Genomic DNA, 16,880 nt, shown 5'->3' with positions numbered 1-16,880 from the left:
CAAAACGCTCGGCTGGCGAACCCCAGCCGAGCGCCTGCGTGATCTACTGACGACCACCTAAGCCATCAGGTGTTGCGAGGACCCCGAGAATCCGCGCGTGGGGGTCGGGCCCTTCTCGTGCGTACGGCTACGTGTCGTGCCGGTCGGTCAGGAGCTGTAGCCGCGGCTAACGATCCAGTGGGCCAGGGCGTCCACGTCGATCCGGTAGGAGGCCTGGTCCGGGTTGGCCGAGTCGGCGATCGTGACGACCTTGCCGTTGTCCTTGTAGCCCACGACGCTGATGTAGTGGCCACCCTCGAAGGAGTGGGTGACACCGTCGGTGTCGGTGGCGGTGCCGGCGATGTTGGCCACCACGGCCCGGCCGTCGTCCACCGCCCGCACCACGTCGGCGCGCAGCTGGTCGACGCGCTTGCCGTCGACCTTGTCGGCCGGCAGCTCGGTGCTGTGGTAGGCGTTGCGGCCGGTCTCCTTGTTCAGCACCGGGGTGATGTCGTTGATGCTGTTGGTGCCGTCCTCGGTGGTGCCCATCTCCTTGGCCATCGCGTCGACGTCGATGTTCTTGCCCTGCACGGACAGGGCGTTACGCGTCGCGGCCGGACCGCAGTAGTAGAAGTTCGGCTGCGCCTCGTAGTCGACCTTCAGCTCGCGCTCGCCGTTGCCCTTGCGGTCGGCCTGCACCGCGGTGGGGGTGCTGGGGGCGGCGTGAGCGGCGATGGCGGGGCCGGCGATGCCGGTGGTGGTGGCGGCGATGCCGGCGGCGGTCAGGACGGTCTTGCGGATCAGATCGGTACGCATGATGGCGTGCTCCTCTGGTCGGGGGTTGCCCGTCGCACCCGGGGGGTGGGTGCGGGGCGAAGGGGGAAGTCTTGGTGCCCGGCGGCTCGGCCTGCTCGGGCGGTCCGGGGGTGTAACCGGCTCGGGCGGTGGGCCATTCCCGGTGGGGGTGGGCCCCGGCCTCGGGGGTGCCGGGGGTCGCGCTGGGGTTCGGCGCGGTGTGCCATGTACAACGCCTCGACCCCCGGGCGGATTCCGTGGTGGGGGTGGCGCCGGCCACGGGATCCCGCAGGTCAAACCGGACGTCCAGCCAATGGAGGCCAGCCGCGATCCGGACATTCACCCCGTCAGCCCAGACGTCGCCGGGGGCGCAGGGCACTCGGCTCGGACGCTACGAACTTGATGACGTAAACGGCATCACCGCCGCATACCGCACGTGGGACCGGCTCGCCGCCGGTGGTGCGGTTCGCGCCCACGCGGGCAGTCCATCGGCGGTTCATGATCGACCGTGCCACGGCGACCAGATGCACCCCACACATGCCGTTGAGGCGTACCCGATCGCGCGGACCGATGGACGCCCTGATTCGTCCACGTCATCAAGTTCGTAGCGTCCGGATGGGCACCCGCCACCGAGGGCGTGGGTGCCCGGAGGCCGCATGTTCCGGCGGCGCCGCGTCCGGATGGGATCCCGCCCCCAGACGGGCCGGGCGCCCGGCGGCGGCCATACTCGAGGACGGCCGCGCATCGGAGACGCATGCCTCGCGCCCCGGCCGCGAGCGAGTGAAGCCGGTGGGTCAGTCGGCGCGCAGCAGGGCGACCACGGCGTCCCGGGCGGTGCGGATGGCCTGTCGGGACTCTTCGGTCGGCAGGAGCAGGTCGAAGGAGTGCCCGCCGTCCGGTACCTCCAGCACCTGGACCGGCCAGTCGACCCGCTCGGCGGCGGTCAGGAACGCCTCGATGCTCGCCAGCACCAGCGGCATGTCCTGGCCGGCCCGGGTCAGCACCACCGGCACCCGGCCCGTACCACCCAGCGCCTCGACCGGCAGGAAGCGCTTGTCCTCGACGCCCCACTCGGGGAAAGGAACGAGCAGCGGGTAGGTCAGCGCGATGGCGCGCAGCCACGGCGGAGGGTCGCGCAGCCAGTCGCCGGTGAACAGGCCGCCGCCGGAAAAGAACCAGAGCGCCACCCGGTCGCCGTCGACCCGGGGGTCCGCGCGGACCTGCTCGACCATCGCGGCGATGCCGTCCGCGGTGGCCGGAAGCTGCGCGATGTCCTCCACCCGGTAGTTCACCACGCCGGCGACCACGCCCTGCTCGGCCAGGAGAGCGCCGTAGCCGCGGAACACCGGCATGTCGCGGCAGTCGGGCGTGCCGGGCGGCAGGGGGGCGCCGTGCAGCACCACGACGGCGGGGAAGGGCCCGTCGCCGGCCGGCAGGTGCAGGTCGACCGAGCCGTGTCGTTCGACCGGAGCGGCGGGCGGGGACAGCACGAATGGTTTCGCCATGGGTGACGTCATCGTCCGATGCTAACCGCTATGCGCCTGGTCAGCCGCCCCGTTGCTGGTCCACAGCGGACGCTCAGGCCGGGTCGTCGGCGGGGGCGGGGCCGCCCGTGGCGGCCTGCGCGTGCCGCTCCCGCAGTCGCGCCCGGATCTCCTCCGGGGTGTACGCCCGGCGGCGCCGCTCGGCGCGCGCGATGACCACGCCGGAGGCCGCCACCCCGGCCAGTCCAGCCAACCCGAGGACCTTCCACCACCGCACTCGTTGCCGCATCGGCCTAGGGTAGACGCTCATGAGCATCAGCCTGGACGAGGCCGTCGACCTGACCCGCACCGGGGACCTGTGGGTGTTCCGCGGCCGCAGCGTGCCGGACCGGGCCATCCAGTTCACCACCAACAGCCCGGTCAACCACGTCGGCATGGCGCTGGTGCTGGACGACATGCCGCCGCTGATGTGGCACGCCGAGCTGGGCCGGTCGCTGCCGGACATGTGGACCGGGACCCATCAGCGCGGGGTGCAGCTGCACGACCTGCGCGACGCGGTCTGCGTCTGGGCCAACCGGTACGGCCAGCGGGGCTGGCTGCGCCAGCTCGACCCGCCGGCGGACGCCGCCATGGAGCAGGCGGTGCTGCAGACGGTGGCCCGGCTCGACGGCACACCCTTCCCCTCCACCGCCCAACTGGCCTGGCGCTGGGCCCGGGGCCGGGTGCCGCAGGTGCGGCTGCCCGTGCCCGGGCGGGGTGAACGGTCCGGTGCGCCGGTGTCGGACCGGGCGCTGGAGACCGCGTACTGCGCCGAGGTGGTCGCGGTGACCTACCAGGCGATGGGCCTGCTTCCGGCCGGCCGGCGTCCGAACTGGTACGACCCGGGTCGCTTCTGGAGCGGCGACGACCTCGGGCTGACCGGCGCCGCCCGGCTCGGCGCCGAGATCGAGGTGCGCATCCCGCCCCGCTGAGGTTTGCCGAGTCGGTGCCCCGGCAATTGGTCACCGCGTGAGAGCCTCCACCGACCTCGACACGCTGTCCGAGTTCTTCGACCGGTACGGCGTGGCGCTCACCGCCGGCGACCTGCCGGCCATCGCCGGCTGCTACGCGCTGCCCGGCCTGGTGGTCGCCGACACGTACAGCTTCTCGTTCAGCACGATGGCCGCCGTCGCGCTCTCCTTCCTCGGCGCGGCACCGGACTACCAGGAGCGCGGGCTGGTCGCGGCGAACGCCCTGATCGAGGACGTCGAGCCGATGTCCGCGCTGCTGACCATGGTCGCGGTGCAGTGGGAGTTCCTGGACAGCACGGGCCATGCGGTCTCCGGCGAGCGCTACCGGTACCTGCTGCGGGCCACCGACGACGGCCCCGCGATCTGCACCGTCATCCGGACGGCGTGACCGCCGCGGTCGGCGCCGGAAGCGGCGCCGGCGCGCGGGCCGACCGGCGTGCCGGCGAGCCCGCCTGCGCCGGGCCGTGAAACCGGGGCTGGTGGCGGCCGTGACGCAAGCCACCGCACCGAGAGGTTTGCAAGATAGCCGCAACATTACGACTTGGTTTGCAAGGTATTGCAGAATGTTTCGGCAGCGGTTAGCGTGCGGGCGAATCAGCGACCAACGGAAGGCCGTCGATGAAACCCCCGCCGCTATCCGCCAAGGCCCTGCTCGCCTTGCTCGCCACCCTCACCCTCGCCCTCGTCGGCGTCCCGGTCGCCGTCCACCAGCTCGGTGCCGACCAGATCGACCGCACGTCCACCGTCGACACCCTCGCCGCCGCCGGCGCCGCCCAGTGGGGCGCCGAGCCGTCCACCGAGGCGCTGCTCAAGGCCGGCACCGGCCAGTCCCGCGCCGAGCAGTTCTACTTCGTACTGCCGGACCGGTTCGCCAACGGCGACAAGCGCAACGACACCGGTGGCCTCACCGGCGACCGGCTGCGCACCGGGCTCGACCCGACCGACAAGGGCTTCTACCACGGCGGCGACCTCAAGGGCGTCATCGACAAGCTGGACTACATCCAAGGCCTGGGCACGACCGCCATCTGGCTCGCCCCGATCTTCAAGAACCGGCCGGTGCAGGGCAGCGGGGCGGACGTCTCCGCCGGCTACCACGGTTACTGGATCACCGACTTCACCCAGGTCGACCCGCACTTCGGCACCAACGAGCAGATGCGCAGGCTGGTCAAGCTCGCCCACCAGCGGGGGATCAAGGTCTACCTCGACGTGATCGTCAACCACACCGCCGACGTCATCAAGTACGCCGAGAACAAGTACGCGTACGTCGACAAGAAGACCTCGCCGTACGTCGACGCGCAGGGGCGGGCGTTCGAGGACCGCAACTACGCCGACGGCAGCCGGAAGTTCCCGGCGGTCAACAAGGACGCGGGGCCGTACACGCCGGTCTTCGCCAACGCCGCGGACGCGAAGGTCAAGGTCCCGGCCTGGCTGAACGACCCGACGATGTACCACAACCGCGGTGACTCGACCTTCGCCGGCGAGAACAGCGAGTACGGTGACTTCTACGGCCTGGACGACCTGTGGACCGAGCGGCCCGAGGTGGTGAAGGGCCTGACCAAGGCGTACGGGGACTGGATCGGCAGCACCGACGTGGACGGCTTCCGGCTGGACACCGTCAAGCACGTCAACCTCGACTTCTGGCCGCAGTTCAGCCGGGGCATCAAGCAGGCCGCCGACCGGGCCGGCAAGAAGGACTTCTTCATGTTCGGCGAGGTCTACAGCGCCGATCAGGAGATCGAGTCGACGTACGTGCGGCAGGGCGGCCTGCCCGCCACCCTGGACTTCTCCTTCCAGGAGGCCGCGCGCGGCTACACCGCCGCTGACGGCTCCGCCAAGGCGCTCGCCGACATGTACGCCAAGGACGACCTGTACGCGGCCCGGGACACCGGCGCCAACCGGCTGACCACCTTCCTCGGCAACCACGACATGGGCCGGATCGGCTCGTTCATCGCGGCCGCCGGCGGGGACGACGCCACCCAGCTCAAGCGCGACCAGCTCGCCCACCAGCTGATGTTCCTCACCCGCGGCCAGCCGGTCGTCTACTCCGGTGACGAGCAGGGCTTCACCGGCCCCGGCGGGGACAAGGACGCCCGGCAGGACATGTTCGCCACCAAGACGGCCGACTACCTCGACGACGACCTGATCGGCACCACCCGCACCCACGCCAGCGACCAGTACGACACCAGGCACCCGCTCTACCGCACCATCGCGGAGCTGGGCAAGCTGCGCCAGGCCAACCCCGGCCTGCGCGACGGCGTCCAGGTCACCCGGTACGCGGCCGACGGCGCCGGCGTCTTCGCCGTCTCCCGGATCTCCCCGGCCGACCGCACCGAGTACGTGGTGGCCGTGAACAACGCGGCGACCGCCCAGACCGTCTCCGTGGACACCTGGTCGGCGGGCACCGCCTTCGCCGGCATCTACGGCGGGGCGACCGCCACGACCGCCGGCGCCGACGGCAAGCTGAGCGTCACCGTGCCGGCCATGTCGGCCGTGGTGCTCAAGGCGGCCAAGCCGATCGCCCAGGCCGGCTCGGCCCCGGGCATCACCCTCACCCAGCCGGGCGCCGAGCCGGTCGCCACCAAGACCGCCGTCACCGCCCAGGTGACCGGCGACCCGCTGGCCACCGTCACCTTCGCCGCCCGGGTTCCCGGCGGGAAGTGGACGCTGCTGGGCACCGCGCACACCGCGCCGTACACCGTCTACCACGACCTGACCGGCCTGGCCGGCGGCACGAAGGTGGAGTACAAGGCCGTGGTCCGCGACGGCAAGGGGCGTACCGCCAGCACCCGCAGCACCGGCGTGGTCGGTACGCCCGCGCAGGGCGCCGCCCGCGACTGGGCGGTGGTGCACTACCAGCGTCCGGCGGGCGGGTACGACGACTGGGGGCTCTACGCCTGGGGCGACATCGACCCGGCGTACGTGACCGAGTGGCCCAAAGGGCAGCCGTTCGCCGGTGAGGACTCCTACGGCCGGTTCGCCTGGGTGAAGCTCAAGCCGGGCGCCAAGTCGGTCGGCTTCCTGGTGGTCGACAAGGACGGGAACAAGGACGTCGCGAACGACCGCACCATCGACGTGACGCAGACCGGCGAGGTCTGGGTCAAGCAGGGCGACCCGACGCTCTACCCCACCCGGCAGGCCGCCACCGGCCAGCCCGACCCGGCCGTCGACCAGGGCACCGCGCTGATCCACTGGCGCAAGGCCGACAACGACTACGCCGGCTGGGGCCTGCACCTCTGGGACGGCGCCGCCAACCCGACCGAGTGGTCCAACCCGCTCAAGCCGGAGAAGATCGACGCGTACGGTGCGCTGTTCCGGGTGCCGCTGGCAGCCGGGGCGACCGGGCTGAACTACATCATCCACAACGGCGACGCCAAGGATCAGCCGGACGACCAGCGGCTGGACTTCGCCAGCGCCGGCCACGAGGTGTGGCTGCTCGCCGGGGTCAAGGGTCGGCTGCTGCCGCCCAGCTCCTCCGGCCCCGCGCGGGACCTGGACATCACCAAGCAGAAGGCGCAGTGGATCGACCGGTCCACCGTCGCCTGGGCCACCGGCCCGACCGACGGCAAGTCGTACGCCCTGGTGGCCGCCCCGGCCGGTGGGCTGACCATCGCCGACGGGGAGCTGTCCGGGACGTACACCACGCTGCCGCTGCGGGCGCAGCGCAACGGGCTCACCGAGGCCCAGCGCGCTGCCTGGCCGCACCTGTGGTCCTACCGCTCCTTCACCCTGGACCGCGCCGACCTGGCCAAGGTGCCGGCCGCCCTGCGCGGCCAGCTCGTGGTGACCGAGCGGGACGCGGCGGGCGCGCTGCTCGGCGCGACCGGGGTGCAGATCCCCGGCGTGCTGGACGACGTCTACTCCCGGGCCACCGCCGCGAAGCTCGGCCCGACCTTCGCCGGGCGGGTGCCCACGCTGGCCGTCTGGGCGCCCACCGCCCGGAAGGTGGCGCTGCAGCTGTTCGACTCGCCCTCGGCCGAGCCGAGGACGGTGGCGATGAGCCGCAACGACCGGACCGGCGTCTGGTCGGTGCGCGGCGGGCGGGACTGGACCGGGAAGTACTACCGCTACCAGGTCGAGGCGTGGCAGCCGGCGGCGCAGAAGGTGGTCACCGCCTCGGTGACCGACCCGTACTCGGTGGCCCTCGCGCCAGACTCGACGCACAGCCAGATCGTCGACCTGGCCGACCCGTCGCTGGCCCCGGCCGGCTGGGCGAACCTGCGCAAGCCGGCCGCGGTGCCGGCGTCCAAGGCGCAGATCTCCGAGCTGTCGGTGCGGGACTTCTCGATGGCCGACGGCACCGTGCCCGCCGAGAAGCGGGGCACCTTCCTCGCCTTCACCGACCCGAACACGGCCGGGATGAAGCACCTCAAGGCGCTCGGCGACGCCGGCGTCAACTACCTGCACCTGCTGCCGGCGTTCGACTTCGCCACCATCCCCGAGCAGCGGGCCGACCAGAAGCAGCCCGCCTGTGACCTGGCCAAGCTGCCGGCGGACTCCGACCAGCAGCAGGCGTGCGTCACGGCGGTGGCCGACTCCGACGGCTACAACTGGGGCTACGACCCGCTGCACTACACCGTGCCGGAGGGCGGCTACGCCGTCGACCCGGCCGGGGCGAAGCGGACCACCGAGTTCCGCCAGATGGTCGCCGGGGTCAACCAGGCCGGCCTGCGCGTGGTGATGGACGTGGTCTACAACCACACCTCGGCCGCCGGCACCGATCCGAAGTCGGTGCTCGACCAGGTGGTGCCCGGCTACTATCAGCGGCTGCTGGAGGACGGCACTGTGGCCAACTCCACCTGCTGCGCCAACACCGCCCCCGAGCACGCCATGATGGGCAAGCTGGTGGTCGACTCGCTGGTCACCTGGGCCAAGCAGTACAAGGTGGACGGCTTCCGGTTCGACCTGATGGGCCACCACCCGAAGGCGAACATCCTGGCCGTCCGGGCCGCGCTGGACAAGCTCACCGTCGCCCGCGACGGCGTCGACGGCCGGAAGATCATGCTGTACGGCGAGGGCTGGAACTTCGGCGAGGTCGCCAACGACGCCCGGTTCGTGCAGGCCACCCAGGCCAACATGGCCGGCACCGGAATCGGCACCTTCAACGACCGGCTCCGCGACGCGGTGCGCGGCGGCGGCCCGTTCGACGGCAACCCGCGGGTGCAGGGCTTCGCGTCCGGCCTCTACACCGACCCGAACGGCGACCCGGTCAACGGCACGGCGGCCGAGCAGAAGGCCCGGCTGCTGCACTCGCAGGACCTGATCAAGGTGGGGCTCACCGGCAACCTGCGCGGGTACCGGTTCACCGACTCCGCGGGCCGGCAGGTCACCGGCGCGCAGGTGGACTACAACGGCGCGCCGGCCGGCTACACCGCCGCGCCGGGCGAGGCGGTCACCTACGTCGACGCGCACGACAACGAGATCCTGTATGACGCGCTGGCGTACAAGCTGCCGCAGGGCACCTCAGCGGCGGACCGGGCCCGGATGCAGGTACTGGCCCTGTCCACCACCGCGCTCGGGCAGGGCACCGGGTTCGTGACGGCCGGCTCCGAGCGGCTGCGCTCGAAGTCGCTGGACCGCAACTCGTTCAACTCCGGTGACTGGTTCAACCAGATCCGCTGGGACTGCGCCCAGGGCAACGGCTTCGGCGCCGGCCTCCCGCCGGAGCAGGACAACAAGGACAAGTGGCCGTACGCCAAGCCGCTGCTGGCCGATGAGAAGCTGGTGCCGGACTGCGCGGCGATCGACCTGGCCGACGCCCGGTACGCGGAGCTGCTGCGGATCCGGGAGTCCTCGCCGGTGTTCGGGCTGGCCACCGCCGGCCAGGTGCAGCAGCGGGTCTCCTTCCCGCTCTCCGGCGCGCAGGAGACGCCGGGCGTGCTCACCATGACCCTGGACGCGCGCGGCCTGGGTGGGAAGTGGAAGTCGGTGACCGTGGTCTTCAACGGCACGCCGACGACGGCGAAGCAGACCGTGACCGGCCTGCGGGGCGCCGACGTGGCGCTGCACCCGGTGCTGGTGAACTCGGCCGACCCGGTGCTCCGGACGGCCTCGTTCGACCGGGCCGGCGGCACCTTCACGGTGCCGGCGCGCAGCGTGGCGGTCTTCGTCCAGCGGTAGCGCACGGGGATCGGCCCCCTTCCGCGTGTCGCGGAAGGGGGCCGATCCGTTTCCTGCTCGTCCGTGCCGCCGTCACCGGCCGCACGTCACCGTCACCGGTCAGCCGAAGCAGTTGGTGATGGTGCCGCCCGGGATCGCCAGGCAGTTGGTCGGACGGTTCGCGGTGACCGCGGACTTGTCGTCCACGGTGATCTCACCGAAGAAGGTGAAGACACCGCCCGGCGCGAAGGTCGACACGTTCTGGGTGACCTTCGACTTCGACAGGTGGACCTCGCCGAAGAGGTCGAAGATGCCGCCACCGACGCCCAGCGGCGCGGCCCGGTTCGCGGCGACCTCGGTCTCCCGCAGCGTGATCGTGCTGTCCACGTCGAACAGGCCAGCACCGAAGAACCCGGTGGTGTTCTCCTTGATCGCGCTCTGCTCGACGGTGACCGCGCTGTCGAAGGCGATGGCCAGGCCGCCGCCGGCACCGGCGCTGCTGTTCTTCGCCACCAGCGTGTGGCGCAGGTTCAGCTGGCTCTCCGCCGCCGCGATACCGCCGCCGGCGATGACCGCGGTGTTCGAGGTGATCTTGGAGTCTTCCACGGTGGTGTTGCCCTCGAGGTCGAGGAGGCCGCCGCCGAAGCCGAGGGTCTCGTTGTCGCTGATCTCGACCTTCTTGAGCTGCACAGTGCCGCCGTCGATGTCGTCGCGGAAGATCCGCGCCGCACCGTTGGCGATGCCGCCGCCGGCGATGCTGGCGGTGTTGTCCTTGACCCCGCCCTCCTCGTCCGTGAGCAGGCCGGCGTTGAAGATGCCGCCACCGAAGAAGAAGGCGGTGTTCTTCGCGACCGTGCTGTGGTAGAGCTTCGTGGTGCCGAAGTTCGCCAGGCCGCCGCCGTTGCCGCCGGACTGGTTGAGCAGGATCTCCGACTCCACGATGTCCGCGGTGCCGCCCGGCTGCACCAGGATGCCGGCGCCGTCGTTCTCACCCGGCTCCTCGACCAGCGGCGTCACGACGCCCGCCTGGGTCTTCGCCTTCACCTTGGGCGCGGGCGCCAGCCCGGCCTTCGGGTTGGCCCCCCGTGCGGCCAGGGCCTGGGCCAGCGGGGTGCCGGCCTTCACCTTGGCCTGGAGGGCCTGGGAGTCCGAGTAGGCTGCCCAGACCGACTCCGCGGCGACCGTGTCGAACAGCTCGGTGGTCTGGCCGCCCTTGATGGTCAGGCCCTTCAGCGTCAGGTGCCCGCCGCTGCCGACGTTGAGGATCCGGAAGTACTCGGCGGTGGCGTCCCGGACGATCGTGGTGTGATCGCCTCGCAGCGTGATCGGCTCGGTGATCACCGGCAGGCCGTTGTCGTCCTGGTTGCGGGTCAGGTTGTAGGTGCAGCCCTTGGCCAGGTCCAGCACACCGCCGTCGCGGCTGTTCGCGAAGACGATCGCCTGGATCAGCTTGTCCGAGTCGCAGGGCACCTCCTTCCCGCGATCCTTGCCCTTGTCGTCCTTGCCCTTGTCGCCCGGGTTGCGGCCCTCGTCGCCGCGGCCGTGGCCGCCGTCCTTGCTGACCTGGGCGGTGTTCCACTTCAGGCCGCTCGCCCCGACCGCCCCGGCGCTGCCGGCGACACCGATCGCAGCGAGGCTGACCACACCCGTCAACCCGGCAACGCCACTGGCGAGCCAGAGCTTGCAGCGGCTCTTGCCCGCCGTAGCCCGCTCGGAGGCTTCGTTGTTCGTTAGGTAGTTGGACATCGGAGCTCTCTGCCCTCTCCTCGTACCAGACAGGGTCGCCACCCCTCAGGCGGTCGTCCCCTGCTACAAATCGGTTGTAGCTCCCGAAACAGACGGTATGAGAATGTTCTTCGCCATGCGGGCGTATCCGAGGAAAACCCGCATTAGATACACGTTTTCCGGAGGGCAAGCGGCTTGTCGGACGCATCGCCCGAAGGCCGCCGTACCACCGTCATGCGGCGCATCAGCGCAGCTCCGGGCCGTCGGGGGATGATCCCGCCCGCGGCGTACGCGGGGCCGGGCCCTACGTGCCCGGCGTGCCGGCCGCCGTACGGGTAAGGGCCCCTCCGGTCGCGGACCGCGACCGGAGGGGCCCTCGATCTATGTGGATCAGCCGAAGCACCCGGGTACGGTGCCCCCGCAGTTGGTGGGACGGTTCGCCGCCACCGCCGTCTTGGCGTCCAGCGTGACCGTGCCTCCGGGCACGTTGAGGATGCCGCCGATGCCGGTGGGCAGCACCGCCGTGTTGTAGGTGACCTTGGTGCGGGTCAGCGTGACGGTGCCGCCGTTGTTGACCAGGCCGCCGCCGTTGGCCGCCTGGTTGGCGGTCAGCTCGGTGTCCCGCAGCGTCAGCGTGGAGCCGACGCCGAGGTTGTTCACCCCGCCGCCGATACCGCCGGCCACGTTGGCCTTGATCTCGCTGTTCTCGACGACCGCGTCGCTGAGCTCGTTGCTCAGGCCGCCGCCGTTGTCCGCCGCCGTGTTCTGCACCAGGGCGACGTGCCGCAGCCGGGCGGACGCCCCGCTGGTGCCCGCGGTCAGCCGGATGCCGCCGCCGTTGTCGCCGGCGGTGTTCTCCACGAAGCCGGTCCCGTCCGCCTCGACGAAGCCGCCGGCGCTGTGCAGGCCGCCGCCGCTGCCGCTGGTGCGGTTGTTGTCGACGGCGCTCTTGGTGAACACCACCGTGCCGCCGAGGTTCAGCACCCCGCCGCCCCCGCCGCCGTTGGCGGAGTTGTGCAGGATCTTGGAGTCGCCGATCCGGAGCACGCCGCGACCGGAGTTGGCGAGCCCGCCACCGCCGCCGAGCGCGATGTTCCGCTCCACCGTGCTGTGCTCGACGGTGGTGTTGCCCTCGTTGGCGACGGCCCCGCCGTTGCCGAACGAGGAGTTGTTGACGAAGCTCGTCCGGTCGAGGTGGGCGCTGCCGCCGGCCGCCACGAACAGCGCGCCACCGTCGGGGCTGAACGGCGGCGGCGCCAGCGGTGCCGCTGCCATCGCCGGGACGAGGCTCTGGCCGCCCTTGACGGTCACGTCGCAAAGGTCCAGCCGGCCGCCGGCGGCGACCGTGAAGATCCGGAACTGCGCGGCGGTGGCCGCCCGGGTGATGGTCGAGTGCTCACCCCGGATGGTGATCGGCTGGTAGATCGTCGGCAGCCCGCTGCCGTCCTGGCTGCGGGTCAGCTCGTATGTGCAGTTCTTCGCCAGCTCCAGCGTCGCGCCGTTGTTGGCGTTGGCCCGGACGATCGCCTCGATGAGCTTGTCGGTGTTGCACGGCACCCGCCGGGCCTCGTCGCGGCCGCCGCGATCCGGGCCGGCCTTGCGATCCGGGCCGGCCTTGCCGTCCGGGCCGGCCTTGCCGTCCGGGCCGGCCTTGCCGTCCGGGCCGGCCTTGCCGTCCGGGCCGGCCTTGCCGTCCGGGCCGCTCCAGGACGCGTCGGACCGGTCGTCCGCCGCCTTGTCGGCGGGCCCCTGCTGCTCGGTCGGCCTGCCGGCGTCGCTGACGTTCTGCTGGGCGCCAGCGGTCCGCTGCGCGTCGTCGGACTTGTCGTTGCGGGCGGCCAGCCCGCCGAGTGCCGCCAGACCGACGACGCCGGTCAGTCCGGCCACGCCGGTGGCGACCCAGAGCTTGCGCCGCCGCGACGACGGAGGCACCCGGGGGGCTCCGCCGTAGGGAGTCGTTACGTCGTTGGACATCAGAGCCTTCCGCCCTTTCCTGCTACCAGACGGGGTCGCACCTCACGAACCGGCGCGACCGGCTACAAATAGGTTGCAGCTCGTTATCCACACCGTATGAGAAGCTTCCTCACTAAGAGGTCAAACGCGAGAGAACCCCACTTTGCGGTGCAGGACGGGCGGAGCGCCCCGGCCCGGGCCGCCCACGACAAAGGGGCCCTTCCGGCGACAGGCGTCGCGGAAGGGCCCCCGAGGGCACGGGTGGCTCAGCCGGGCAGGCGGGGACCCGCCTCGCGCTGCTCGGCGAGCCAGGTCTCCACCTCGTCGGAACGGCGCGGCAGCCCCGCCGAGAGGTTCACCGAGCCGGTCGCGGTGACCAGGATGTCGTCCTCGATCCGGACGCCGATCCCGCGCAGCTCCGCGGGGACCAGCTCGTCCTCCGGCTGGAAGTAGAGCCCCGGCTCGACGGTCAGCACGTAGCCCTCGCCGAGCGGGCCGTCCCGGTAGGTCTCCTTGCGGGCGTTGGCGCAGTCGTGCACGTCGATGCCGAGCATGTGGCTGGTGCCGTGCAGCGTCCACCGGCGGTAGACCGTGGAGGCCGGATCCATCGCCTCGTCCACGCTCACCGGCAGCAGGCCGAGGTCCTTCAGCGCCTCGGCCAGCACCCGCATCGAGGTCAGGTGCACGTCGCGGAACGCCACGCCCGGCTTGATCGCGTCGATGCCGGCCTGCTGGGCGGCGTACACCGCGTCGTAGACCTGGCGCTGCAGCGGGGTGAATCGGCCGTCGACCGGCAGCACCCGGGTCACGTCGGCGGTGTAGAGGTTGCGGTTCTCCACGCCCATGTCCATCAGCAGCAGCTCACCCGGGCGGGTGGCGCCGTGGTTGTGCACCCAGTGCAGGATCGTGGCGTGCTCGCCCGCGCCGACGATCGAGCCGTACCCGACGTCGTTGCCGTCGTGCCGGGCGCGCAGCGCGAAGATCCCCTCCAGCAGCCGCTCCGAGACGCCCCGGTCGGCCGGCAGGGCCCGGGCCACGTCCTCGAAGCCGCGTACGGTCGCGTCGCAGGCCTCCTGGAGCTGGGCGATCTCCCACTCGTCCTTGACCAGCTTCAGCTCGGAGATGGCGATGGCCAGCTCCCGGTCGCGGGCCGGCTGGCCCTCCTCGCGGGCGCCGTCCCACGGCCGCACGGCCGCGTCCACCGTGCGGTCGAAACCGCGCAGCACCCGGGCACGCCCCGGCGCCAGCCCGGCGAGCGCCTCGTCCAGCTCGGTCAGGTCCTCGGTGGGCAGGCCCAGCTCGGTCGACTTCTCGGTGAGTGTGTGCCGCCGCCCCACCCACAGCTCGCCGTGCCGACTGCGGAAGAACTCGTCGGTCTCCCGGGACGAGCGGGGGCGCATGAACAGCGTGGCGTCGTGGCCGGAGCCGTTCGGCCGCATCACCAGCACGCTGTCCGGATCGTGGTCGCCGGTCAGGTACGCGAAGTCGCTGCCCGGCCGGAACGGGTGGTCGGTGTCGTTGGCGCGTACCTTCTCGGTGCCGGTGGGGATGACCAGCGTCTCGCCCGGGAAGGCCGCGGAGAGCGCGGCCCGGCGCTTGGCGTGGTTGGGTACCTCCGGGCGGGGGCCGACCGGCAGGGTGGTGTCCCGCCAGCCCTGGCGCATGAAGGTCAGGAACGCCTCCGGAAAGTCCGGGTCGTGCGACTCGGTGCCGTCCGCCGGCTTTCCGCCCGTCTTCTCCTCCGTCATGCCGCGCTCCCTCCGCCTCTACGCTGGCCCCGACGGTACCCCGAGCGCGGCGGACCGGAGTGCCTGCGGTGCCGCGACGGGCGCTTCGCCCGCGTGGAAAGATGACCACCATGTGCGGACTCCTGGCCTTCTTCAGCGCGAACGGCAACGCCGCCGCCCACCGCGACCACATCGCGGGGGCGTTGGAATGCCTGCACCACCGCGGACCGGACGAGACAGGGGTGGAGGTCGTCGGCGACGCCACCGGCCAGTACGCGGACGGGGTCTTCGCGCACAAGCGGCTGGCGATCATCGACGTCGCGTCCAGCCACGAGCCGCTGCCCTACGCCGGCGGCCGCTACCTGCTCACCTTCAACGGCGAGATCTACAACTACATCGAGCTGCGGGACGAGTTGGTCCGCACCTTCGGCGCCCAGTTCGCCACCGCGGGCGACGGCGAGGTGATCGTCGCCGGCTACCACTACTGGGGTGAGCAGGTGCTCAGCCGGCTGCGCGGGATGTTCGCCTTCGTCATCTGGGACCGGCAGGAGCGCCGCGCGTTCGGCGCCCGGGACTACTTCGGCATCAAGCCGCTGCACTACCTGGAGACCCAGGACGGCCTCTACCTGGCGTCCGAGAAGAAGGCGCTGCTGCCCTTCGCGCACTCGAACTACGCCGGTGACGCCGGGATCGACACGGCCAGCCTCAGCCACTACCTGACCCTGCAGTACGTCCCGGAGCCCGGCACCCTGCACAAGGGGATCAGCCGGATCGGCTCCGGAGAGTTCCTGACCTGGACCCCGGGCGGCCGGATCGACGTGCGGCGGTGGTACCGCCCGGTGTTCCGCCCGGCCCCGGTCTCCGACGAGCAGCGGCTCTTCCACGACATCCGGGAGACGCTGCGGGAGAGCGTCCGGATGCACATGCGCTCGGACGTGCCGGTCGGCTCGTTCCTGTCCAGCGGCATCGACTCCACCGCCGTGGTGGCCCTGGCCCGGGAGTTCAACCCGAACATCCTCACCTTCACCGTCGGGTACGACGTGCCCGGCTACTCCGAGATCGACGTGGCCCAGGACTCGGCCCGGCACCTCGACGTGACCACCATCCCGACCAAGATCGGGCCGCAGGACATGATCGACGCGCTGCCGAAGATCGTCTGGCACCTGGACGACCCGGTGGCCGACCCGGCGCTGGTCCCGCTCTACTTCGTCGCCAAGAAGGCCGCCGAGCACGTCACCGTGGTGCTCTCCGGCGAGGGCGCCGACGAGTTCTTCGGCGGGTACACGATCTACCGGGAGCCGCTCTCCCTGGGCACGGTCAACGGCCTGCCGGGTGGCGTGCAGAAGGGGCTGCGGGCGGTCTCCAAGGCGATCCCGCAGGGCGTCAAGGGCAAGAGCTTCCTGGAGCGCGGCACCACCCCGATCGAGGAGCGCTACTACGGCAACGCCCGGATGTTCACCGAGGAGGAGAAGCAGCACCTGCTGCGGCGCTACGACCCCTCGGTGCGCTACACCGACGTCACCGCGCCGATCTACGCCGAGTGCACCGAGCTGGACGACGTCACCAAGATGCAGTACGTCGACCTCTACACCTGGTTGCGCGGCGACATCCTGGTCAAGGCGGACCGGATCTCGATGGCGCACTCGCTGGAGGTGCGGGTGCCGTTCCTCGACCGCGAGGTGTTCAACGTGGCCGCCGGCATTCCGGTCGACCTGAAGCTGCCGCCCCGCTCCGACGCCACCAAGTACGCCATGCGCCAGGCGCTGCAGGGCGTCGTCCCGCCGGCCATCGTCAACCGCAAGAAGCTCGGCTTCCCCACCCCGACCCGGGTCTGGCTGCGCGGCGAGATGTACGAGTGGGCCCGGCACGTCATCTCCACCTCCGGCGCCGGCGACCTGCTCGACCTGTCGTACGCGCTGCGGCTGCTCGACGAGCACAAGCGGGAGGAGGCCGACCACTCCCGCAAGGTGTGGACCGTGCTGATCTTCTGCGTCTGGCACGCCATCTTCGTGGCCAAGACGCTCGACCCGGGCATCCAGCGCAACCAGTCCGCCCTGCTCACCAAGCCCGTGGTCGGCTCCATGGTCCGCTGACCCCGTACCCGTACCTCT

Annotated in this window: 10 protein-coding genes; 4 read left to right on the top strand and 6 right to left on the bottom strand. The window is 71.5% G+C overall.

Features of this window, described 5'->3' with window-relative positions; all coding sequences use genetic code 11:
* Nucleotides 1–147: 147 nt before the first annotated feature.
* The 3 genes from ACFY3U_RS14715 to ACFY3U_RS14705 form a co-directional block, all read right to left on the bottom strand.
* Nucleotides 148–795, bottom strand: a complete 648-nt coding sequence (locus ACFY3U_RS14715) for a C39 family peptidase (protein ID WP_387200617.1) — start codon at nucleotides 793–795, stop codon at nucleotides 148–150.
* A 773-nt stretch (nucleotides 796–1,568) separates the two neighbouring features.
* Nucleotides 1,569–2,291 (bottom strand): alpha/beta hydrolase, encoded by a 723-nt coding sequence (locus ACFY3U_RS14710; protein WP_387200614.1) that lies wholly within the window; start codon nucleotides 2,289–2,291, stop codon nucleotides 1,569–1,571.
* 61 nt (nucleotides 2,292–2,352) lie between these two features.
* Nucleotides 2,353–2,547 carry a hypothetical protein gene (locus ACFY3U_RS14705; RefSeq protein WP_387200611.1) on the bottom strand — a complete coding sequence of 65 codons (195 nt, stop codon included), beginning with the start codon at nucleotides 2,545–2,547 and terminating at the stop codon, nucleotides 2,353–2,355.
* Nucleotides 2,548–2,566: 19 nt separating this feature from the next.
* Between ACFY3U_RS14705 and ACFY3U_RS14700 the strand changes: the two genes are divergently transcribed.
* The 3 genes from ACFY3U_RS14700 to pulA all read left to right on the top strand — a co-directional run bounded on the left by ACFY3U_RS14700 (nucleotide 2,567) and on the right by pulA (nucleotide 9,385).
* A complete protein-coding gene (locus ACFY3U_RS14700) occupies nucleotides 2,567–3,229 on the top strand; it encodes a hypothetical protein (protein ID WP_387200609.1) in 663 nt (220 codons plus the stop codon).
* 37 nt (nucleotides 3,230–3,266) lie between these two features.
* Entirely contained in the window at nucleotides 3,267–3,656 is a 390-nt protein-coding gene (locus ACFY3U_RS14695) for a hypothetical protein (RefSeq protein ID WP_387200606.1), read from the top strand.
* Nucleotides 3,657–3,886: 230 nt separating this feature from the next.
* Nucleotides 3,887–9,385 (top strand): pullulanase-type alpha-1,6-glucosidase, encoded by a 5,499-nt coding sequence (pulA, locus tag ACFY3U_RS14690; RefSeq protein WP_387200603.1) that lies wholly within the window; start codon nucleotides 3,887–3,889, stop codon nucleotides 9,383–9,385.
* A gap of 99 nt (nucleotides 9,386–9,484) precedes the next feature.
* Here pulA and ACFY3U_RS14685 read toward each other — a convergent pair whose 3' ends face one another.
* The 3 genes from ACFY3U_RS14685 to ACFY3U_RS14675 form a co-directional block, all read right to left on the bottom strand.
* Nucleotides 9,485–11,110, bottom strand: a complete 1,626-nt coding sequence (locus ACFY3U_RS14685; RefSeq protein WP_387200600.1) for a hypothetical protein — start codon at nucleotides 11,108–11,110, stop codon at nucleotides 9,485–9,487.
* 369 nt (nucleotides 11,111–11,479) lie between these two features.
* Nucleotides 11,480–13,021: a right-handed parallel beta-helix repeat-containing protein gene (locus ACFY3U_RS14680; RefSeq protein WP_387200597.1), complete on the bottom strand. Its 1,542-nt coding sequence runs from the start codon at nucleotides 13,019–13,021 to the stop codon at nucleotides 11,480–11,482.
* 287 nt (nucleotides 13,022–13,308) lie between these two features.
* Nucleotides 13,309–14,790, bottom strand: coding sequence for an aminopeptidase P family protein (locus ACFY3U_RS14675; protein WP_387200594.1), 1,482 nt, complete (start codon nucleotides 14,788–14,790; stop codon nucleotides 13,309–13,311).
* A 110-nt stretch (nucleotides 14,791–14,900) separates the two neighbouring features.
* On the opposite strand from ACFY3U_RS14675, the gene asnB reads away from it, so the two are divergent.
* Nucleotides 14,901–16,862 (top strand): asparagine synthase (glutamine-hydrolyzing), encoded by a 1,962-nt coding sequence (gene asnB, locus ACFY3U_RS14670; RefSeq protein ID WP_387200591.1) that lies wholly within the window; start codon nucleotides 14,901–14,903, stop codon nucleotides 16,860–16,862.
* The last annotated feature ends 18 nt before the right edge of the window (nucleotides 16,863–16,880 follow it).

Origin of the sequence: Micromonospora sp. NPDC000089 (assembly GCF_042899365.1) — a bacterium.
Classification (GTDB): domain Bacteria; phylum Actinomycetota; class Actinomycetes; order Mycobacteriales; family Micromonosporaceae; genus Micromonospora.
The sequence above is the reverse complement of the archived record's forward strand: the minus strand, read 5'-3'. Positions and strand labels throughout refer to the sequence as shown.

Coding starts and splice junctions, on each gene's coding strand:
- ACFY3U_RS14700 (WP_387200609.1), top strand. CDS start 2,567: ATGAGCATCAGCCTGGACGAGGCCGTCGACCTGACCCGCACCGGGGAC.
- ACFY3U_RS14705 (WP_387200611.1), bottom strand. CDS start 2,547: ATGCGGCAACGAGTGCGGTGGTGGAAGGTCCTCGGGTTGGCTGGACTG.
- ACFY3U_RS14715 (WP_387200617.1), bottom strand. CDS start 795: ATGCGTACCGATCTGATCCGCAAGACCGTCCTGACCGCCGCCGGCATC.
- ACFY3U_RS14685 (WP_387200600.1), bottom strand. CDS start 11,110: ATGTCCAACTACCTAACGAACAACGAAGCCTCCGAGCGGGCTACGGCG.
- asnB (WP_387200591.1), top strand. CDS start 14,901: ATGTGCGGACTCCTGGCCTTCTTCAGCGCGAACGGCAACGCCGCCGCC.
- ACFY3U_RS14710 (WP_387200614.1), bottom strand. CDS start 2,291: ATGACGTCACCCATGGCGAAACCATTCGTGCTGTCCCCGCCCGCCGCT.
- ACFY3U_RS14675 (WP_387200594.1), bottom strand. CDS start 14,790: ATGACGGAGGAGAAGACGGGCGGAAAGCCGGCGGACGGCACCGAGTCG.
- pulA (WP_387200603.1), top strand. CDS start 3,887: ATGAAACCCCCGCCGCTATCCGCCAAGGCCCTGCTCGCCTTGCTCGCC.